Below are 19,787 nucleotides of genomic sequence, written 5' to 3'. Positions count from 1 at the left end.
GTTACCAGAACAGCGCTGGTACGCCGGGGATCCCGTGGAGCCGTCGCCCGGGTCAGGTGACGCCGAGCCGTTCGGTCACGTCGAACACCTCGTCGTAGATCGACCCGGGGATCGTGAACGGCTCTGTCGCAGACACTTCCGAAAGGTGCCTCGCGATGTCCTCCGCGCTGAGGTCGCTGTCCGGAGGTGCCATCCAGCCCCGACCCAAGCCGATGAAAACGCGGGCGAAGCGACCCGCGCAGGCCGAGAAGTTCTGGTGGCTGGACCTACAGTCGCGGCTGGCCAGGTACACCACCAACGGAGCGACGAGTTCCGGCCGGATCGACCTGAAAAAGCCGTTGTCCTCAAGGACTTTCGGATCGCCCAAGGTTTCGGTGACCATTCGCGAGACGGCGAACGGCAGCACGGTGTTGGCCAGTATGCCGTGTGGAGCACCCTCGAGGGCGATCACGTTGGTCAGCCCGACCAGGCCCGCCTTGGCGGCGGCGTAGTGTGCCTCCAGATGTTGGCCGAACATGCCCGCCGACGAGGCGATGAACACGAACCGGCCGTAGCCTTGTCGCTTCATCACGCGGTAGGCGGGCTGGGTGAGGTAGAAGCCGCCGTCGAGATGGACGCTCAACATGCGTCGCCAGTCGTCGGGCGTCAGTTCGTCGAACGGGATGCTGTTGAAGATGCCCGCATTGCTCACCACCGCGTCGAGTCGGCCGAATCGTTCGACCGCCGTGCGCACGATCGCCTCGCCTCCCTCGGCGCTGTCGACCGAATCGTAGGACGCGACCGCGGTACCGCCGGCCGCCGTGATCTCTTCGACAACCTGATCGGCCACCGCAGCGTCCGCGCCGTGGCCGGTCATCGTTCCGCCGAGATCGTTGACCACGATGGCAGCCCCACGCCGAGCCAGTTCCAGCGCGTACACCCGGCCCAGGCCGCGACCGGCGCCGGTCACGACGGCGACCTGTTCGTTGAACTCGATCACTGTGTAGCCCTTACCCGTTGACTTCCCGGATCGTTCATTGACTCCGGTGCAGCCGAACTCTACGGTGGAACAGATATTTGGTCAACGTGGTCCGGAGGTGGGCGCGGAGGTGTCAGGTGGCTGACGGCGGAGACGGTGGGGACGCCGGGGATGGCCGGCACTCCGGGTTGGGCATGCTGGCGTCAGCGCTCGCGGGCCGTCCGGTTGCGGTGGCCCCGGCCGCTGCGGGTGCGCCGGCGTGGACCGATGGGCAGACGATCTTCGTCGATCCGGCCGCCGCTGATCGGACGCGGCTCGAATCGGTGGCGGTGCAGGCTTCGCTGATTGCGGCCGGAAGCCTCGCTCCAGAGGTGGTCGGCGGCCTCCGCCGACGCCGTAAACTCGCCAAACGCTATCTGGCCGTGGAGGCGCACCGGGCGCTGTCAGCCAATGCGGCGCTGTTGCCGAACATGTTGGGCGCCTTGCCAAATCGCAGCATCGGCGAGCGGAGTGACTCGCCTGCGACGTCCCTGCTGATCGCTCGCGGCAACGACGCGTTGCCGGACCCGCCGGCAAGTTTCGGGGTAATTCAGGCGAAGAAGGTGTACGCCGCGGCCACCAGGCAGCAGAGCCAACAGTCGGTGGGTCATGTGCCGCGGAAGCAAGGCCGCCAGGAGCTTGAACAGCTCGACGAGGACAACCCCGACAACTGGGACGACTCCGATGATCCCGATCTGTTTTCCAGTCCGGTCGGTGGCGGGGGAGCCATCGGCAAATGGTTGAAAAAGCTTCTGTCCTCGGCGCGGAAGGCCGGAGCGAACGGTAGCGGCCCTCCCGGCGCGGACTCCCCGACGCATCGCACCAACTCGACCAGACGCGGACTGCATGCGGTGTCGTCGCTGGCCTCGGTGGCCACCGAGGATGTCGTCGACGTGAAGACCGAGGGAATCAAGTACCCGGAATGGAACGCCGAACGTGGCGTCTATCGACTCGACTGGTGCACCGTTCGTGAGACCGACCCGGAGATCAAGCCCCACGCCACCCAGCAGATCGAGGACGCGATCAGTGTGCGGCGCCCGCTGGCCCGCCTCGGCATGGGCCTGCATCGGCGGCATCGCCAGCCGCAGGGTGACGACATCGACATCGACGCCGCTCTGGAGGCGCGCGTCGAAGTGCGGGCCGGCTCCGTGCCCGACGAGGCGGTGTACCTCGATAGCCTGCGCCGGCGGCGGGATCTGTCGGTGTTGCTGCTGCTGGACGTCTCGGGTTCGACGGCGGAACCGGGCACGGTCGGGCGTACGGTGCACCAACAGCAGCGCACCGCCGTCGCGCACTTGATGGTGGCGCTGCACGATCTGGGGGACCGGGTGTCGTTGTACGCCTACTATTCCCAGGGCCGGTCAGCGGTGACCATGGTGCCGGTGAAGCGGTTCGACGACCACCTGGATGCGCAGGTGTTCCGACGGCTGAACAGTCTGGAGCCGGGGGCGTACTCGCGGCTCGGGGCGGCCATCCGGCACGGTTCGGCGGTCTTGGAGGACCGTGGCGGCACCTCGCGCCGGCTGCTGGTCGTGCTATCCGACGGACTGGCCTACGACCACGGCTACGAACGGGCTTACGGCGCCGCCGATGCCCGTCGCGCCCTGAGCGAGGCGCGGCGTCGTGGCACCGGCTGCGTTTGCCTGACGATCGGCGCCAGTACCGATGTGGAGTCACTGCGCCGAGTGTTCGGTAGCACTGCGCACGCGACCATCTCCAGCCCCGACCAACTCGCCGGCGTCATCGGGCCGATGTTCCGATCGGCGATCCGCTCCGGCGAGGTTCGCCGCCGCGTGTCCTGAGCCGAAGCTGTGTCGTGATACCAAGCGCCAGAAGCTTATTGGGAACATCGTCGCAGCACCACACGTCGCTGTAAGGGCTTGAAACAAACATCTGTTCCGGTTACGCTGCGAAAGTGCCGCAACGTGGCGGACACGACGAAAGGTGCGTTATGGCCAACGAATCCGGGCTCGCCTATCAGAACGGGGTCGATTCGCAGGCTCCGAACGCACGTCCCTATTACCAGCCCGTCGGTGACGAGGAGGCTGTGTTCAAGGCGGCATACCGCCAGGGGCTGTCGCTGATGTTGAAGGGTCCGACCGGTTGCGGCAAGACGCGCTTTGTCGAAGCCATGGCACACGACCTCGGACGGCCACTGATCACCGTCTCCTGCCACGACGATCTCACCACCGCCGATCTGGTCGGCCGCTACCTGCTGCGCGGCGACGAGACGGTCTGGGTCGACGGGCCGCTGACCCGGGCCGTGCGCGAGGGCGCGATCTGCTACCTCGACGAGGTGGTCGAGGCGCGACAGGACACCACCGTGGTGTTGCACCCGCTCTCTGACTACCGCCGTCAGTTGCCCATCGAGCGCCTCGGCATCACCCTGGATGCGGCGCCCGGCTTCGGTCTGGTGATGTCGTACAACCCGGGTTACCAGAGCGTGCTCAAAGACCTCAAAGACTCGACACGGCAACGGATGGTGGCCATCGAGTTCGGGTTTCCGGCCCCCGATGTCGAGGAGGGCATCATCGCCCACGAGGCGGGCGTCGACGGTGCCACGGCGGCCGAGCTGGTCCGGTTCGGACAGGCGATCCGGCGCCTGGAGACCGGTGGGTTGCGCGAGGTGGCTTCGACGCGAGTGCTGATCGCCGCCGGGCGGCTGATCGCCGAGGGGCTGCCGGTGGCGGTGGCCGCCCGGGTGGCGGTCGCCGGACCACTGACCGACGACGTCGCGGTGAGCCGCGGGCTCCACGAGTTGATCGACGTCTACCTCGGTGGATCGGCCGTCGGTGATTGACGCGCCGGCCGACCGGGTTTAGGTTCAGAACAAATATTAGGTTTCAGTGATGCGCCCGCGATGAACGCCGGCTACCGGAGGTCAGATGTCGTACGAGAGCACCGCCGAGCCCATCAAGGTGGGCTATCTGATGGATTTCACCTTGCCGCCCGGGTTCCCGGACGAACTCAAGGCGTCGTTCACCCGGACCTTTGACCTGGTGTTCGAAGAGGCGGTTGAACAGGGCCTGATGGACCGGTCGGTGCAGATGATCTACCGCGAGGTCGAGGGGCTGCCGAAAGGTTCGGTCAAGGCGGTCATCGACGCATATGGCGAGCTGGTGGACGAAGGCTGCCTGGTGGTATTCGGCCCGAACATCACCGACAACTGTGTGCCGCTGCGAGAAGCGATCGAGGAACGCTTCAAGGTGCCGGCGGTCAGCGTCACCGGCACTGACGACTGGTTGGGCGAGTGGACGTTCGCCTTCCCTCAGGGATCGATGACCGACGAGCCGATCTTTCTGGCGGATCTCGTCGCCAAGCGAGGCCTGACCGAGATCGGTGTACTGGTCGAGCAGAACCTGATCGGCGAAAGCTATCTGAAGAACCTGCGGACCGCCTGTACCCGCAAGGGAATTCGGATCGTCGCCGAGGCTGCGATCGCACAGACCGCCCAGGACATCAACGCCGCGGTAAGCACGCTGCATGAGGCGAAGGCCGAGGCGATCGTGCACCTCGGTTTCGGTTTCGGCATCGTGTTCATCAATCCGGCGTTGGAGGCCGTCGACTGGGATCCGCCGCGCTTCACCACCACCGCATTTCAGAACGCCTGGGTCAACCCGATCATGTGGCGGGCGTTCCTGGGTTGGATCGGGGTCGACCAGTACGACGAGGGCAACCCGGTCGGGCAGGCCTGGCTGGACCGATATGCCAAGCGGTACAACGGGAGTCGTCCTGAGTACTGCGTATCGGTGGTCAACCACGATGTGGCAGCAACGTTGGTCCGGGCCTTCACCGACGCACATCCCCTGAGCCCGCGCGGCGTCAAGGAGGCACTCGAGCGGGTGAAGATGATGCCGGCCGCCTCCGGTGCCCCCGGCACCCGGGTGTCCCTGGGCAAGTGGACCCGCCGGGCCTGGATGGGCGCGGGGTATCTGGTGGCCCGCACCCTCGACGAAGACGGCGTGAACTCTCACCTGGTCGACCGTTTCGGAGAGGAATCCCGATGACCACGGAGAAGGCCGCACCGCCGGGCGTCGTGACGCCGGCGGGCACCCAGAACAGCAAGGCGCCCCGTAAGGGTCCGAACTGGGGACGCTGGGCCGGCGCCTTCGCGCTCATCTCCTTCTTCAGCCTGTTCATCGCATTCGCGCGCACCGAGGTGCACCCCCGGGTGGCCAACCCCGACGTCGAGGGCCGGCCCCGCCCGGTTGAGTTCCTGCTCGGCTGGGACGGCTGGCTGTGGGTGCACCAGATCGGCACGGTGATCCTGTTGATCGTGCTGGTGGTGATCTTCGTCCGCGGTTGGCGGCGGGACCCGGGCAGCCCGATCATGCTGATGTTCCTGTGCACCACGTTGATCGTGTGGCAGGACCCGATCATGAACTGGGCGCCGTTCGCGGTCTACAACCCCGAGCTGATCCACTGGCCGGAGAACTGGCCGCTGATCATGTTGTCCCCGACGGTCGAACCGTTCATCGTGTTCGGCTACGTGGCGTTCTACTTCGCCCCGTTCTTCCCGGCGATCTGGATCCTCCGCAAGCTGCAAGCCAAGTACGGCCCCACCTCATTCGTCTCGCGGCACCCGCTGGTCAGCCTGGGCTCGATCACCCTGGTCATCGGTTTCATCTTCGACGCCATCCTCGAAGTGAGCCTGGTGCGCACCGGCCTGTACATCTACTCGCAGGTGATCCCGTTCGGATCGCTGTTCCCGGGCACCACATTCCAGTTCCCGCTGATCTGGGAGTCACTCGCGGTGACCTTCGTGATGGTTCCGGCGGCGGTGCTGTGCTACCGCGACGACACCGGCAAGGCGGTCGCGGAGAAGCTCGCCGCCAAGGCCCGGCTGTTCCCGAAGAAGCCGGTGCTGGGCACCTTCCTGGTGATGTTCGTGATCATCAACGTCGCCTACTTCGCCTACGGCAGCTGGTTCTGGGTGATCAAGGCCAGCGGCGCGGCCACCGCGGTCGCCTGCCCGTGGCCCTATCCCGAGGCGAAAGTCTATGACCCGCAGGGTTACTACCGCGCAAATGGTGCCGAGGGGCCGTACTCGGTCGGCAAGTGGGCCACCTGGCAGCAGGGGCCGTTCGCCGACCTCGACGTCGAGGTGGGTTCGAAGGGTGACCGGTGCGCATCGGAGAACGCGAATGGGTGACCCGATCAGAACCGCCGTCATCACCGGCGCATCGCGCGGATTGGGGTTCGCCTCGACTGTGCGCCTGTACCGCGATGGATGGCGCGTGGTCGCGGCGATGCGCTCACCGGAGAAAGGTATGCCGCTACTGCGCGAAGCCCTGGGAGTCGGTGAATCCGACGATCGGCTCGTCGGTGTTCAACTCGATCTGACGGACGCGGCGTCGATTGCAGCCGCCGCCAAGACCATCGATGAGACCGTCGGTGCACCGCATGCACTGGTGCACAACGCCGGCATCTCGGCGGCCGGGATGGTCGAGGAGACGTCGTCGGATCTCTGGGAGCGCATGTTCGCCACCAACGTTCTGGGTCCGGTGGCACTGACCAAAGCGCTGCTGCCCGCCATGCGTGAAGCCGGGCACGGCCGCATCGTGCTCATCTCCAGTGCGGCGGGTGTGCGTGGAATGCCGGCCACCGCACCGTATTCGGCGGTGAAGGGCGCGCTGGAGCGGTGGGGTGAAGCGATGGCGGGGGAGGTGGCGCCCTTCGGGATCGGCGTCAGCGTCCTGGTCACCGGAACCTATGACACCGACATCATCACCGATGCGGGGACCACCGACGACCGGGATCTGGGGGGGCCCTACGCCCGCCATCACCACACGATGGACAAGCGCGGCCGGGCCATGATGAAGCATGCCGCGCGACCACCCGAGAAGTTCGCCGAAGGTCTGGTGAAGGCGCTCGACAGCACAAAGCCGTTCGCCAAGACCGCGGTTGGCCCGGACGCGCGGATGTTGTTGATCGCCAACCGGTTACTTCCGCCATCGGGACTGCACCAGATGACGCGGCTGATGATGGGTATCCCGCGCCACGGCAGCATGCGAGGGGGCGCCTACCCGTTGACCACCTCCCAGAAAGTAATGGTGCTGGCCGCCAAGGCACTTCCGCAGCCGGTGCTGACCCGGTTGGCGGCCCTGGCGGCGCGGCGCGCGTCGCGCAACGCCCCACCACAGCAAGGGAGCACCACCGATGCCTGACGCGTCGACGACCCACGAAACGCGAATGTTGATCGACGGGAAGCTCGTCGACGGTGAGGCCGGCACGTTCACCAACATCAACCCGGCGAACGAGGAGGTCCTCGGCGAGGTCTCGGATGCCTCGACGGCCGACATGCACCGGGCGATCGACGCCGCCCGTCGGTCGTTTGACGAGACCGACTGGTCGACCAACCGTCGACTCCGCAAGCGCTGCCTGGAACAACTCCACGAGGCCATCGAGGGGGAGCTGGAGGAGCTGCGTGAGGAGCTCATCGCCGAGGTCGGTGCCCCGCGGGCCGTCACCCACGGACCGCAACTCGACGCTCCGCTCGCCGACGGCCTCAAGTACCCGGCCCGGCTCATCGACACCTTCCCGTGGGAAACGGATCTGGGCGACACCGTCGTCTCCGTCACCGGGGTGAACACCACGCGCAAGGTGTGGCATGAGCCGGTGGGTGTGGTCGGCGCGATCACCCCGTGGAACTTTCCCTTCGAGGTCGCCCTCAACAAGCTCGGTCAGGCATTGGCGACCGGTAACACCGTGGTGCTCAAACCCGCACCGGACACGCCCTTCAACGCCACCCGCCTGGGCCGGCTCATCGCCGAGGGCACCGACATCCCACCCGGTGTGGTGAACGTCGTGCCGGCTTCGGATCACCTGGTCGGCGAAGAACTTACGCTCTCACCGAAAGTGGACATGATCTCGTTCACCGGTTCGACCGTGGTGGGCAAACGCATCATGGAGAAGGGCGCCGCCACGATGAAGCGGCTGTTCCTCGAATTGGGCGGCAAGTCGGCCACCATCGTCCTGGACGACTTGGATGACACGGCGTTCGCCTCCGCCTGTCTGATCGGGATCGGACCACTCATGCACGCCGGGCAGGGGTGCGCTGCACCCACCCGGATGCTGTTGCCACGCTCGCGCTACGACGACGGCGTGGCGATCCTCAAAGGCCTCTACGAGAACATCGCCGCCGGCGACCCGCAGGACCCGGCCACGATCTGCGGGCCGGTCATCTCGGCCAAACAGCAGGCCCGGATCCTGGGCTACATCAGAAAGGGTGTCGACGAAGGCGCCACGATGCTCGTCGGCAGCACGGAGCCCCCGGCACAGTTTGCCAAGGGATTCTGGGTCAGTCCAACGCTTTTCATCGATGTGGACAACGCCATGACGATCGCCCAGGAGGAGATTTTCGGGCCGGTCCTGGCCGTGATTCCCTACGAGGACGAAGACGATGCGGTACGGATCGCCAACGACAGCGCATACGGGTTGGCCGGCAACGTGATGTCCGGCTCGCTGGAACGTTCGCTTGCCGTGGCGCGTCGGCTTCGCGCCGGGTTCATCGGCCTCAACGGCACCGCGGGGTACGGCGCCGACACACCGTTCGGCGGCTATAAGGACAGCGGCGTCGGCCGGCAGAACGGCCTCGCCGGATTTCACCAGTACACCGAGGTCAAGTCCGTCGCCTACCCGGCGATCTGATACCAGCACTCTAGGAGTTCACGCGTGGAACAGCTTTTCGACGACCTGGAGGACTTCGGCGCCTTCGACGACGCGGTATCCGGTGATGTGCGCGACCCCTATCCCGAACTGGCCAGGCTTCGACGCGAGGAGCCGGTCCAGCGGATCGACATGTCCGCGATGCCCGGGGAAGCGGGCAAACCCGTGTTCATCGTCTACCGCTACGAGGACGCCCAGCAGATGCTGCGGGACAATCTGACGTTCTCGTCGTCCGGGGTGATCGCCGCCTTCGGACCGGTACTCGGCGAGCGGGTGATGCTCGGGATGGACGAGCCGGTGCACGGCCGGCTGCGGTCGCTGGTGTCGAAGGCGTTCTCGCAGAAGGTATTGGCCCGTTGGGAAGACGAGCTCGTCGGCCGGGTCGGAAACGAACTCATCGACAAATTCGCCGCGGACGGCAAGGCGGATCTGGTCAAGCAGTTCACGTTCGACTATCCGAGCCGGATCATCGCGGGCCTGCTCGGCCTACCCGAACAGGACTACCCGCAGTTCCAACGGTGGTCGATCTCGTTGCTGAGCTGGATCATGAACCCGGAGCGGGGACTGGCGGCGGCAGCGGCACTGTGCGAATACTTCGCGCCGATACTGGAAGCCCGCCGCGCCGAGCCGAAAGAGGACATGATCAGCCTCCTCGCGGAGGCCGAGATCGACGGCGGGAAGCTCACCGACGACGAGATCTTCTCGTTCCTGCGGCTGTTGTTGCCGGCCGGGGTGGAGACCACGTATCGGTCATTGGGCAACCTGCTGTTCGGCTTGCTCTCGGACACATCACAACTGGATGCGATCCGCGCCGACCGTTCACTGCTACCCCAGGCGATCGAGGAGGCGGTGCGGTGGAACCCGCCCTTGCTGACCATCACCCGCACCACCACCCGCGACACCGAACTCGGTGGGGTCCACATCCCCGAGGGCTGTTCGGTGATGCCGATGCTCGGTTCGACGAATCGGCAGGAGGACCGGTGGGAGAATCCGGACGAGTTCGACATCTTCCGCACCGCCAAGGCGAATCTGGGCTGGGGACATGGGGTCCACGTGTGCCTCGGTATGCATCTGGCGCGGCTGGAAATGCGCACGGCCGTCAACCTTCTGCTCGACAGGCTGCCCAATCTGCGGATGGACCCCGACGGCGACGATCCCCACATCCGCGGGCAGGTGTTCCGCTCGCCGACTTCGCTGCCGGTTCTGTTCGGATGACGACTCCGGCGAGCAGACACAGATGTACGCGACACGCCGTGCCTCGGGGGACATCTCTGTCTGCTCGCCAACGAAAAGTGACCAGGAGAGCTTGAGATGACCGACTTCGAGACCATCGACTTTTTCACTGACCCGGCATTGATTCCCGACCCGTACCCCTACTTCGATCACCTACGGTCCAAATGCCCGGTGACCCAGGCGACTCCGTTCAACGTGCTGGCGGTCACCGGGTACGAGGAGGCGCTGGCGGTCTACAAGGACCCCGCGTTCTCGTCCTGCAACTCTGTGGCGGGGCCGTTCTCGGGGCTGCCGTTCGGGCCGGGGGAGAGCGACGACGTCACCGACCTGATCGAGGAGCACCGCCTCGCAGTCCCGATGAGTGAACACATCACCTCGCAGGACCCGCCGCTGCACACCCGTACCCGTGGGCTGATGAACAAGCTCATCACCCCCAAACGGCTCAAGGAGAACGAGGACTTCATGTGGCGGCTGGCCGACCAGCAGCTCGACACATTCCTCGACAAGGGCGGCTGCGAGTTCCTCGCCGACTACGCAAAGCCGTTCTCGCTGTTGGTGATCGCCGATCTTCTCGGTGTGCCGGCCGAAGATCACCAGGAGTTCAAGGCGGCGTTCGCCCTGGGGGAGACCGTCGGTGAACTCGGTAAGGAAGCGCCGACCACACACAATCCGTTGGAGTGGCTCAACGAGAAGTTCTACGCCTACATCGAGGATCGCAGACGCGCCCCGCGTGAGGACGTGTTGACCGGGTTGGCGCAAGCCAAATACGAGGACGGTTCGACACCCGACATCGAAGACGTGATGAACCTGTCGACGTTCCTGTTCGCCGCGGGGACGGAGACGACGACGAAGCTGGTGAGCTCGGCAGTGCGGTTCATCGGCGACAACCCCGGTTTCGAAGATCTGCTGCGTGCCGACCGCAGCAAGATCCCGGCTTTCCTCGAGGAGACCCTGCGCCTGGAGAGCCCGGTCAAGAGCCACTTCCGAATGGCCAGCCGGACGACAAGCATCGGTGACGTCGAGGTGCCGGCGGGAACGACGGTCATGGTGCTGCCCGGTGCGTGCAACCGCGATGAACGAAAGTTCCCGGACCCCCACACATTCCAGACCGATCGGGCCAATGTGCGCGAACAGATCGCCTTCATTCGCGGCGTCCACTCGTGCCCGGGAGCACCGCTGGCCCGAGCCGAGGGCCGCATCTCGCTGAACCGGATTCTCGACCGGATGAGCGACATCACGATCTCCACCGAACACCACGGGCCGGTTGACGACCGGAATTACGCCTACGAGCCCACGTTCATCATGCGCGGTCTCGCCGAACTGCACATCACCTTCACTCCGCTCGGCTGAGCCGCAAACACCAAGGAGCACACTATGACCGGAAAGCTCGACGGCAAGGTCGCTTTCATCACCGGCGCGGCCCGCGGGCAGGGCCGCGCGCACGCGGTCGCCATGGCCAAGGAGGGCGCCGACATCATCGCGGTCGACATCTGCCGCGACATCCCCACCAATCCCTACCCGCTGGCCACACCGGAGGATCTGGCCGAGACCGAACGCAAGGTCAAGGAACTCGGCCGTCGTGTCGTCGCGCGGGTGGCCGACGTCCGCGAACGCCACGAGCTGCGTGAGGCCATCGAGGCCGGAATCGCCGACCTCGGCAAGGTCGACATCGTGGTCGCCAACGCGGGCATCCTCCCGATGGCGATGGGCAACCCCGACCCGATGGGTTTCATCGACGCCTCAGACGTCGACCTGTTGGGGGTGATGAACACCGTGGCGGTGGCGATTCCGCACCTGCCCGACGGCGCCTCGATCATCGTCACCGGATCCACGGCCGGCATGATCCGCGGTACCACCACGAGCCCCGACATGGGCCCGGGCGGTGCCGGTTACGGCTGGAGCAAGCGGATCGTGATGGAGTACGTCGACGAGATGTGTCTTCACCTGGCGCCGAGGATGATTCGGGTCAACGCGATCCATCCGACCAACTGCAACACCCACCTGCTGCAGAACGAGGGCATGTACGGGGTGTTTCGCCCCGATCTCAAGGCCGCAGGCAAGACGGCCACTCGCGAAGACGCCGAGCCGCTGTTCAATCTGTTCCAGGCCATGCCGATTCCCTACATCGAACCGGAGGACATGGCGAACCTCGGGGTGTTCCTGGCCAGCGACGACAGCAGGTACATCACCGGTCAGCACATCCGCGTCGACGCAGGCTCACTACTCAAGTGGCCCAACGGTCCTCAGTAGACCTGACCATTTCGAACATCGAATCCCCGGAGGTGGCAGTGGGCGCAATCATCATGTTGGGCACCCTGTTTGGCTTGATCGTCCTGATCGTCGGTCTGGTGTTGTACTTCGATCCGGAGGCGCGTCGCACCCCGCCGCGGTCCGGGGCGGCGTCGGAGGCCGAGGCATGAACGTGCAGTTTCTGATCAACGCCGGCGTGACGTTCGCGTATGTCAGCGGCCTGGGATTCCTGGCCGTGGGCATCTATCTGAGTGTCCGGCGTGGGCGTCTGCACCCGCTGCTGCTGTTGTGCATCTCGGCGCTGTCGTTCTCCTGGATCGAAGCACCGTACGACTGGGCGATGTACGCGCAGTTTCCGCCGGAGCTACCCCGGATGCCGTCGTGGTGGCCGCTGAACCTCACCTGGGGTGGGCTGCCCTCGGCGGTCCCGGTGGGCTACATGGGGTACTTCGTGCTCCCCGCCATCATCGGTGCTGCACTCGGCCGGCGGGTGAGCGCGAAGTGGAACCTGCGCCGGCCGCAGACGCTGTTGGCGGTGGGTTTCGCCGTCGGGTTCTGCTGGGCATTCGTCTTCAACGCGATCATCGGTGCGCGGCTCGGCCTGTTCTACTACGGCTACGTGATCGAGGGGTTGGGCCTGTGGGAGGGGACCAAGAACCAGTATCCGATCTACGACGCCATCGCGATGGGCGTGCAGATGATGGTGTTCACGTACCTGTTGGGCCGCACCGATTCACAGGGCCGCAACGTGATCGAGATCTGGGCCGACAAGGTGACGAAAACCCGGCCGGCCTCGGCTGTGGTGTCGGTGATCGCCGTGATCGTGGTCGGCCACGCGGTGTACGCGTCGGTCTTCGCCCCGCACCTGGTCACCAAGCTGGGCGGGTGGGTGACCGTCGGGCCGACCGAGCAACTCTTCCCAGGCGTGCCCAACCAACCCCGCTAGCGGGACCTCGAGTGTCAGGCCGCGTCGGCTCAGTAGTTGTTGCAGCTGTTGGCGATCATGTTGATCGGTCCGAAGTACTGCTGAGCCGCCGGGCTGGCCTGCAACTGGGTCACGGTCTGCTGGCGCTCGGCCGGGCCGGACGCCAGGAAGTTGCGCAGCGCGCCCTGGGCGAACGGCGAGGTGTTGAACTGCTGGGCCAGGTCCGGGCGCTGCGCGTTGAGCGCCGCCATCACCTGGTCGTAGGTACAGGTCGTGTTGACGACGGCGCTGAAGTCGGGTTGAGCCGAGGCCACGCCGGTCGACAACGGGAAGGCCAGGGCCAGTCCGGCGAGCGCGCCGACGACATACTTCCGAGACGATGTGATCATGTGTGAAAACCCCCAGGTTGGTCGCCTCAAATGGCGACGCCTTGCACGATTGCCGGACCCGACCTCATTCGAGGTTAACAGGCGGCAGTCGCGCAAGGCGTCCTCGCAAAAACAGGTGAGCCGCATCAGTCGATGACGGCGGCCTCCTTGCGCTCGGTGATCGGGCGGGCAAGTTCCTGCTCGTTGCAGATACGCTGCAACTTCTCCAGGGTCTCGTCGAGACCCGGGCCGAGCGGCTTGCTCGGGGTGAAGGTGGCCGGCAGGTTGCGCATGCCCTGGATGACGCCGATGGTGTCGTAGTGCACCGTTCCCTCGGGATCGCACACATAGTCGGGCATCCGGTCCAGCACCGCGGTGAGCATCGACTTGAACACCGTGCGGGCCACGTTGGAGCCCACACACCGGTGCACGCCGATGCCGAAGCTGAAGTGCCGGTTGCCCTTTCGGTCGAGAATGATCTCGTTGGGCTTCTCGAACACCGAGGGGTCACGGTTGGCCATCGCCCACGACAGCCACAGCCGCTCGTATTGCTTGAACTGCTGCCCTTCGACCTCGACGTCGTCGGAGAACGTGCGTCCGTCCCCGGGAGCCGGGGTGAAGAAACGCAGGAACTCCTCGGTGGCCGGGTCGAGCAGCGTGGCCCGCTCATTGCTCAACCGGGTGCGCTCATCCGGGTGCTGGCCCAGCCATTCCAGGGCGTGCGCGGTGAGCGCGGTGGTGGTGTCGAACCCGCCACCGATCACCAGGCCGAGGTTGCCCAGGATCTCCATGTCGGGCGCCGGTTCCCCGTCGATGCGCAACTGCAGCATCGCGTTGACCAGACCTGGCCGCGGGTTCTCCCGGATCTCCATCATGTTGTTGATGATGTCGATGCCCATCTCGCGGTGCTGCTCGTTGATCTTCTCGCGATCGGGGGAGTGTTCCGGGGTGTACACCGAGGCGTGGGTGGGCTCGCTGTAGACGTTCCACTTCTTGAGCTCGATGCCCATCATGGCCAGGGTGAATACCGCGGGCACCACGTTGGCCAGGTGCTCGACGAAGTCGATGCGGCCCGACTCGATGTGCTCATCGAGTGCGGCGCGGGTGATCTCGTCGACGAACGGTACCCAGCGCTTGATCGCAGCCGGGGACAGATACGGGTTCAGTGCCCCTCGGTAGGCACTGTGCTCGGGCTCGTCCATCTCCAGGATGCCGCCGCGGACGACGGTGGCACGGCTGGCTTTCGGGATCGTGATTCCCTGGTAGGGCGTCTCACCGCTGATGTCGTGATGGTTGGAGACCACCGGGCAACGGGCCAACTCGAAGACATGCTTGCTGTCGGCCGCCACCCAGTGACCGTCGTAGGTGTCAGTCCAGGCCATCGGGCAGCGGGACTGCATCTCCTCGGTGATCTTCTCGAACTGCAGCCGGTATTCCGGTGTGTGCCGGTCGAAGTGGTAGTTGTTCTTCTTGCGCTCGTCGTCAGGCACGACACTCTCGTCGATGCTCACGGCGTTGTCTCCCTTGGTAATCGGTCGGAGTCAATCTTCGATGACAATGGCCTGCTCGGGGCAGGAATGCGCGGCCTCGCGGACCGCGTCCTCCTGATCGGCGGGCACCACCTCGGACACCGGTGACGCGTGACCGTCGACGTCGTCGAGGACGAACGAATCGGGTGCGATCATCGAGCACAGGGTGTGGCCCTGACAGCGGCTGCCGTCGACCGAAACCTTCACTACACCAAGTCCTTTCGGTTCAGTGGATGCGACATCACACGTGGTAGTCGTACCACTTGAGGTAGCCGCCGGCGTCGACACGCAGCTGCATGCCGGTGACGTACCGGGCCTCGTCGGAGGCCAGCCACAGCACCGCGTTGCTGATGTCCTCGGGTTCGATGAAGTTGACCTTCATGGCCTGCTGCACCCCGAACACCGGCTCGGCGTCGGCGCGGGTCGGGTTCTCCAGATCCGGCCGGAACGAGCGGTACATCGGCTCGCTCTGCAGCATGTTGGTGTTGCAGTTGGTGGGGTGGATGACGTTGGCCCGGATGCCGCGCACGGCCAACTCGGTGGCCAGGGCGTGGACGTACTCGGAGATGAGGCGCTTGGAGATCATGTACCCCATGCCACCCGGATCCGCGCCCGGGTTGGGCTTGCTGTGGGCGTCCATCAGGGCCGCGGCCGACGCGGTGGCGATGATCGACGCGCCCTCGGTGAGGTGAGGCAGCGCGACCTGGATGGCGTTGATGGTGCCGACGAAGTTGGTGTTGATGCCGTCGGTCCAGGCCTGCATGGCGGGCTGGCCCTTCATCGCGGCGATGCCGGCCTGGGCCACGACGATGTCGACCTTGCCGAATTCGGCAAGACCGGCGTCCAGCGCGGCCCGCAGTTCGGCCTCGTTACGGACGTCGGCCTGGGCGGTGACGATGCGCCGGCCGGTCTTCTCGACGTAGTTCTTGGTCTCTTCGAGGTCTTCAGCCGTCGCCATCGTGTAGCCGACGGTGTCGTAGTTCTTACAGATGTCGACGGCGATGATGTCGGCGCCCTCTTCGGCCAACCGGATCGCGTGACTGCGGCCCTGACCCCGACCGGCACCGGTGATGAAGGCGACTTTCCCGGCAACCCGGCCCTCTACGCTGCTTCCCACAATTGTCCTTTCGCTGATGGATGTGTCGTGCGCAGGTGCGCGTCAGGTGTTACGACCGCCGTTGACGCCGAGGATCTGACCGGTGATGTAGCCGGCTTCCTCGGAGATGAAGAAGGCGCAGGCCGCGGCGATGTCCTCGGGCTTGCCCATGCGGCGCACCGGGGTCTGCTCGATCTGCTTGTCCGTGTCGCCGAGGAAGCCCTTGCCTTCGGCCTTGCGCAACATGGGGGTGTCGATGAAGCCCGGGGGCACGGCGTTGACCGTGATGCCGCTGGGGCCGAGTTCCAGCGCCAGGCTCTTGGTCAGACCGTTCACCGCGGACTTGGCCGCGACGTACGGCGACATGAAGGGCTGGCCCGAATGTGTGCTCGACGAGGAGATGTTGACGATGCGACCCCAGCCCGCCTCGAGCATGTCGGGCAGTACCGCCTGCACACAGTGGAAGACGCCGTTGAGGTTGACGTCGATGATCTGCTGCCACTTCTCGAACGAGACGTCACTGAAGCGCTTGAAGCAGTCGAGGCCGGCGGCGTTGACCAACACCGAGATGGGACCGAGCTGAGCGCGGATGGCGTCGAGCGCGGAGTCGACGGCCGCACGGTCGGTCACATCGGCGACGTGTGCGAACTCGTCGTCGGTGGCCTGCAGATCAAGGGTCGCGACATGGAGACCGTCAGCGCGCAAGCGGGCGGCGATGGCCGCGCCGATGCCTGAACTTCCTCCGGTGACGACGGCATTCTTCATGACAGTTCTCCGGTCGCCGGGCGGTGCCGGGCTTTCTCATGGCTCAAGAATCATCCTTCCGATTATGAGAACCGTACTCTCGGACTGGTGTGAACCGCAAGATCTGTGTACAACCTGCACACCCGCGGCTCAGGGGCCTGATCTGCACCGAATGGGGCATGACTAGCCAATCTATCTTTCACTTGAGTTCTCATCGCGCGAATGTATGATTCGCCGGTGATGAGAATGCAGTTTCCATCACACTAGGGAATCCCCTGAGGAGGATGATGCAGGAAGCGCCCACCATCGCGGAAGAACAGCGGGCTGACCGGAAGTTGTTGATCGGCGGAGAGCTGCGCGAGACGCCGCGGACGTTTCCTTCCGTCAACCCGGCGACCGGTGAGGTGTTCGGCCATGCGCCGGATGCCACGGTGGCCGATGCCGAGGCTGCGGTCGCTGCGGCTCGCCAGGCGTTCGACAACACCGACTGGTCCACCAACACCGAACTACGCATCCGTTGCCTGGATCAACTGCACGCCGCGCTCGTCGAGCACCGCGATGAACTCGCCGCGCTGACCACCACCGAGGTGGGCGCCACCGCCGCGTTGTGTGCCGGTGCGCAACTGGACGGGCCGATCGACATCGTGCGGTACTACGCGGACCTGCTCAAGACCTACCCGCTGACCGAAGACCTCGGGAACATCGAGAGTCGCGGCATGCAGCACCACCGGTGGGTGGAGAAGGAAGCCGGCGGCGTCGTCGCGGCGATCATCGCCTACAACTATCCGAACCAGCTGGCGCTGGCCAAGCTGGCGCCGGCACTGGCCGCCGGCTGCACCGTGGTGCTCAAGTCCGCCCCCGACACCCCGCTGATCACGCTCGCGCTGGGCGAGATCATCGCCAATCACACCGACATCCCGGCCGGCGTCGTCAACGTACTGTCGGGTGCCGACCCGGAAGTCGGCGCGGTGCTGACCACGAGCCCCGATGTCGACATGGTCACCTTCACCGGTTCCACCCCGACCGGCCGACGCATCATGGCCGCCGCCAGCGAGACCTTGAAGAAGGTGTTCCTGGAACTCGGCGGCAAGTCGGCCGCGATCGTCCTCGACGATGCCGACTTCAACAGCGCCGCGCTGTTCTCGGCATTCAGCATGGTCACCCACGCCGGTCAGGGCTGCGCCCTGACCTCGCGCCTGCTGGTGCCGGCCAAACACAAGGACGAGATCGTCGAGTTGATCAAGAACAACTTCGCGATGGTCCGGTATGGCGACCCCACCGATCCCAAGACCTACATGGGTCCGCTCATCAGCGAGAAGCAGCGCGACAAGGTCGACGGCATGGTCAAGCGCGCGGTCGAGGCCGGCGCGACGTTGGTGACCGGCGGCGAGAAGGTCGACCCCGGCTTCTTCTACACGCCCACCCTGCTGGCCGATGTCGATCCGGACAGTGAGATCGCCCAGGACGAGGTCTTCGGGCCCGTGCTGGCGGTGATCGCCTACGAAGACGACGACGACGCGGTGCGCATCGCGAACAACTCGATCTACGGGCTGTCCGGCGCGGTGTTCGGCAGCGAGGACCGGGCGCTGGCCGTGGCCCGCCGGATCCGGACCGGGACGTTCTCCATCAACGGCGGAAACTACTTCAGCCCGGACAGCCCGTTCGGCGGTTACAAGCAGTCCGGCATCGGTCGCGAGATGGGTGCGGCAGGACTCGAGGAGTTCATGGAAACCAAGACATTCGCCCGGGTGTTGTCATGAGCGCTGGTAACGGCCCGCTGGCCGGCATTCGGGTCCTCGAGGTGGCGATGTACGGCTTCGTTCCTTCGGCCGGTGCCGTGCTGGGGGAGTGGGGCGCCGACGTCATCAAGGTCGAGCACGCGGTGACCGGCGACCCGCAGCGCGGGTTACGACAGACCGGGCCACTCAAGGTCGAGGGCGATCCCAACCCGAACATCGAGCACGCCAACCGGGGCAAGCGCAGCATCGGTCTGGACATGTCGGTGCCCGAGGGTCGCGAGATCCTGCTGGAACTGGCAAAGAAGGCCGACGTGTTCCTCACCAGCTTCCTGCCGGGGCACCGGCAGAAGTTCGGCATCGACGTCGACGACATCCGCGCCGTCAACCCGAACATCATCTACGCCCGGGGCAGTGCGTTGGGTCCCCGCGGTGAGGAATCGGTCAAGGGCGGCTACGACATGACCGCCTTCTGGTGCCGGGCCGGAACCGCCGCGACGATCACCCCGGCCGGTATGCCGGGAATGATCGCGCCCCCCGGGCCGGCCTACGGCGACACCATCTCCGGAACCAACCTGGCCGGTGGCATCGCCGCCGCGCTGCTCAAGCGCGAGCGCAGCGGTGAGCCGTCGATCGTCGACGTCTCGCTGCTCGGCAGTGGCCTGTGGTCGATGGGCCACACCGTGGCCCTGACCCAGCATCTGAACCAGCTGATGGTGACCCCGCCACCGGGTGTCCACGGCTCGCCGATCAACCCCCTGGTCGGGTTGTACGGGACGGCCGACGACCGCTACATCTCGTTCGTGATGATGCAACCGACCAAGTTCTGGGCCGACGTCTGCCGGCACATGGACCTGGAGCATTACATCGACGATCCGCGATTCGCCACTGCCGAATCGTTCGCCGAGCACACGCCCGACGCGGTCGAGATCCTCACCGAGGCGATGAAGAAGCGGACTTTGCCAGAGTGGAGTGAGCGATTTGCCACGCTGGCCGGTCCGTGGGCTCCGGTGCAGGACACGCTGCAGGCCGCTCAGGACGCCCAGATCCGGGCCAACGAATACCTGGTGCAGGCCGGCCAACTCGAGTTGGTGGCCAACCCGGTGCAATTCGACGTCGCGGCGCCGAGCACCGGCCCGGCACCGGGATTCGCCGAACAAACCGACGACATCCTGGTAGAACTCGGCCTGGACTGGGATCGCATCATCGAACTCAAGACCGCCGGCGCCGTCACCTAAGTT

At 65.6% G+C, this 19,787-nt stretch carries 19 protein-coding genes; 13 read left to right on the top strand and 6 right to left on the bottom strand.

All coding sequences use genetic code 11. The features are described from left to right. Positions 1-52: 52 nt before the first annotated feature. The gene (locus tag A5699_RS02375; protein WP_067764787.1) at positions 53-979 is read right to left on the bottom strand and encodes an SDR family NAD(P)-dependent oxidoreductase; all 927 of its coding nucleotides are present in this window, start codon (positions 977-979) and stop codon (positions 53-55) included. 173 nt (positions 980-1,152) lie between these two features. Between A5699_RS02375 and A5699_RS02370 the strand changes: the two genes are divergently transcribed. The 11 genes from A5699_RS02370 to A5699_RS02325 all read left to right on the top strand — a co-directional run bounded on the left by A5699_RS02370 (position 1,153) and on the right by A5699_RS02325 (position 13,094). After that, a complete protein-coding gene (locus A5699_RS02370; protein ID WP_067765049.1) occupies positions 1,153-2,799 on the top strand; it encodes a nitric oxide reductase activation protein NorD in 1,647 nt (548 codons plus the stop codon). A 149-nt stretch (positions 2,800-2,948) separates the two neighbouring features. Further along, positions 2,949-3,797, top strand: a complete 849-nt coding sequence (locus A5699_RS02365) for a CbbQ/NirQ/NorQ/GpvN family protein (RefSeq protein WP_067764785.1) — start codon at positions 2,949-2,951, stop codon at positions 3,795-3,797. 85 nt (positions 3,798-3,882) lie between these two features. Continuing rightward, the gene (locus A5699_RS02360; RefSeq protein ID WP_067764783.1) at positions 3,883-5,004 is read left to right on the top strand and encodes an ABC transporter substrate-binding protein; all 1,122 of its coding nucleotides are present in this window, start codon (positions 3,883-3,885) and stop codon (positions 5,002-5,004) included. After that, positions 5,001-6,149: a spirocyclase AveC family protein gene (locus A5699_RS02355; protein ID WP_067764780.1), complete on the top strand. Its 1,149-nt coding sequence runs from the start codon at positions 5,001-5,003 to the stop codon at positions 6,147-6,149. The genes A5699_RS02360 and A5699_RS02355 overlap by 4 nt, the downstream gene beginning before the upstream one ends. Continuing rightward, the gene (locus tag A5699_RS02350; protein ID WP_067764778.1) at positions 6,142-7,164 is read left to right on the top strand and encodes an SDR family oxidoreductase; all 1,023 of its coding nucleotides are present in this window, start codon (positions 6,142-6,144) and stop codon (positions 7,162-7,164) included. The genes A5699_RS02355 and A5699_RS02350 overlap by 8 nt, the downstream gene beginning before the upstream one ends. Then, positions 7,157-8,647: an aldehyde dehydrogenase family protein gene (locus tag A5699_RS02345; RefSeq protein ID WP_067764776.1), complete on the top strand. Its 1,491-nt coding sequence runs from the start codon at positions 7,157-7,159 to the stop codon at positions 8,645-8,647. The genes A5699_RS02350 and A5699_RS02345 overlap by 8 nt, the downstream gene beginning before the upstream one ends. A gap of 24 nt (positions 8,648-8,671) precedes the next feature. Continuing rightward, positions 8,672-9,880, top strand: coding sequence for a cytochrome P450 (locus A5699_RS02340; RefSeq protein ID WP_067764774.1), 1,209 nt, complete (start codon positions 8,672-8,674; stop codon positions 9,878-9,880). A 96-nt stretch (positions 9,881-9,976) separates the two neighbouring features. Then, positions 9,977-11,248, top strand: a complete 1,272-nt coding sequence (locus A5699_RS02335; protein ID WP_067764772.1) for a cytochrome P450 — start codon at positions 9,977-9,979, stop codon at positions 11,246-11,248. Between the two features lie 24 nt (positions 11,249-11,272). Continuing rightward, the gene (locus tag A5699_RS02330) at positions 11,273-12,148 is read left to right on the top strand and encodes a mycofactocin-coupled SDR family oxidoreductase (RefSeq protein ID WP_067764770.1); all 876 of its coding nucleotides are present in this window, start codon (positions 11,273-11,275) and stop codon (positions 12,146-12,148) included. A 38-nt stretch (positions 12,149-12,186) separates the two neighbouring features. Continuing rightward, entirely contained in the window at positions 12,187-12,318 is a 132-nt protein-coding gene (locus A5699_RS30125) for a hypothetical protein (protein WP_255378746.1), read from the top strand. Next, complete coding sequence (locus A5699_RS02325; RefSeq protein ID WP_067764768.1) at positions 12,315-13,094, top strand: spirocyclase AveC family protein; 780 nt, start codon at positions 12,315-12,317, stop codon at positions 13,092-13,094. The genes A5699_RS30125 and A5699_RS02325 overlap by 4 nt, the downstream gene beginning before the upstream one ends. A 29-nt stretch (positions 13,095-13,123) precedes the next feature. Here A5699_RS02325 and A5699_RS02320 read toward each other — a convergent pair whose 3' ends face one another. The 5 genes from A5699_RS02320 to A5699_RS02300 form a co-directional block, all read right to left on the bottom strand. After that, a complete protein-coding gene (locus tag A5699_RS02320; RefSeq protein WP_067764765.1) occupies positions 13,124-13,462 on the bottom strand; it encodes a hemophore-related protein in 339 nt (112 codons plus the stop codon). Positions 13,463-13,587: 125 nt separating this feature from the next. After that, entirely contained in the window at positions 13,588-14,952 is a 1,365-nt protein-coding gene (locus A5699_RS02315; RefSeq protein WP_067764763.1) for a cytochrome P450, read from the bottom strand. 30 nt (positions 14,953-14,982) lie between these two features. Beyond that, entirely contained in the window at positions 14,983-15,177 is a 195-nt protein-coding gene (locus tag A5699_RS02310) for a ferredoxin (protein WP_067764761.1), read from the bottom strand. A gap of 34 nt (positions 15,178-15,211) precedes the next feature. Then, entirely contained in the window at positions 15,212-16,087 is an 876-nt protein-coding gene (locus A5699_RS02305) for a mycofactocin-coupled SDR family oxidoreductase (protein WP_067764759.1), read from the bottom strand. A 42-nt stretch (positions 16,088-16,129) separates the two neighbouring features. Next, positions 16,130-16,831, bottom strand: a complete 702-nt coding sequence (locus A5699_RS02300; RefSeq protein WP_067764756.1) for an SDR family NAD(P)-dependent oxidoreductase — start codon at positions 16,829-16,831, stop codon at positions 16,130-16,132. A 266-nt stretch (positions 16,832-17,097) separates the two neighbouring features. Between A5699_RS02300 and A5699_RS02295 the strand changes: the two genes are divergently transcribed. Continuing rightward, positions 17,098-18,570 carry an aldehyde dehydrogenase family protein gene (locus A5699_RS02295; RefSeq protein WP_067765046.1) on the top strand — a complete coding sequence of 491 codons (1,473 nt, stop codon included), beginning with the start codon at positions 17,098-17,100 and terminating at the stop codon, positions 18,568-18,570. Then, positions 18,567-19,784 carry a CaiB/BaiF CoA-transferase family protein gene (locus A5699_RS02290; RefSeq protein WP_082957534.1) on the top strand — a complete coding sequence of 406 codons (1,218 nt, stop codon included), beginning with the start codon at positions 18,567-18,569 and terminating at the stop codon, positions 19,782-19,784. The genes A5699_RS02295 and A5699_RS02290 overlap by 4 nt, the downstream gene beginning before the upstream one ends. The last annotated feature ends 3 nt before the right edge of the window (positions 19,785-19,787 follow it).

Origin of the sequence: Mycobacterium sp. E802, assembly GCF_001666875.1 — a bacterium.
Classification (GTDB): Bacteria; Actinomycetota; Actinomycetes; order Mycobacteriales; family Mycobacteriaceae; genus Mycobacterium.
The sequence above is the reverse complement of the archived record's forward strand: the minus strand, read 5'-3'. Positions and strand labels throughout refer to the sequence as shown.

Bases quoted from the DNA above. Each gene is read 5' to 3' on its own strand.
- A5699_RS02365 (WP_067764785.1), top strand. From the start codon at position 2,949: ATGGCCAACGAATCCGGGCTCGCCTATCAGAACGGGGTCGATTCGCAG.
- A5699_RS02325 (WP_067764768.1), top strand. From the start codon at position 12,315: ATGAACGTGCAGTTTCTGATCAACGCCGGCGTGACGTTCGCGTATGTC.
- A5699_RS02335 (WP_067764772.1), top strand. From the start codon at position 9,977: ATGACCGACTTCGAGACCATCGACTTTTTCACTGACCCGGCATTGATT.
- A5699_RS02370 (WP_067765049.1), top strand. From the start codon at position 1,153: ATGCTGGCGTCAGCGCTCGCGGGCCGTCCGGTTGCGGTGGCCCCGGCC.
- A5699_RS02355 (WP_067764780.1), top strand. From the start codon at position 5,001: ATGACCACGGAGAAGGCCGCACCGCCGGGCGTCGTGACGCCGGCGGGC.
- A5699_RS02320 (WP_067764765.1), bottom strand. From the start codon at position 13,462: ATGATCACATCGTCTCGGAAGTATGTCGTCGGCGCGCTCGCCGGACTG.
- A5699_RS02300 (WP_067764756.1), bottom strand. From the start codon at position 16,831: ATGAAGAATGCCGTCGTCACCGGAGGAAGTTCAGGCATCGGCGCGGCC.
- A5699_RS02360 (WP_067764783.1), top strand. From the start codon at position 3,883: ATGTCGTACGAGAGCACCGCCGAGCCCATCAAGGTGGGCTATCTGATG.
- A5699_RS02330 (WP_067764770.1), top strand. From the start codon at position 11,273: ATGACCGGAAAGCTCGACGGCAAGGTCGCTTTCATCACCGGCGCGGCC.
- A5699_RS02290 (WP_082957534.1), top strand. From the start codon at position 18,567: ATGAGCGCTGGTAACGGCCCGCTGGCCGGCATTCGGGTCCTCGAGGTG.
- A5699_RS02350 (WP_067764778.1), top strand. From the start codon at position 6,142: ATGGGTGACCCGATCAGAACCGCCGTCATCACCGGCGCATCGCGCGGA.
- A5699_RS02345 (WP_067764776.1), top strand. From the start codon at position 7,157: ATGCCTGACGCGTCGACGACCCACGAAACGCGAATGTTGATCGACGGG.
- A5699_RS02295 (WP_067765046.1), top strand. From the start codon at position 17,098: ATGCAGGAAGCGCCCACCATCGCGGAAGAACAGCGGGCTGACCGGAAG.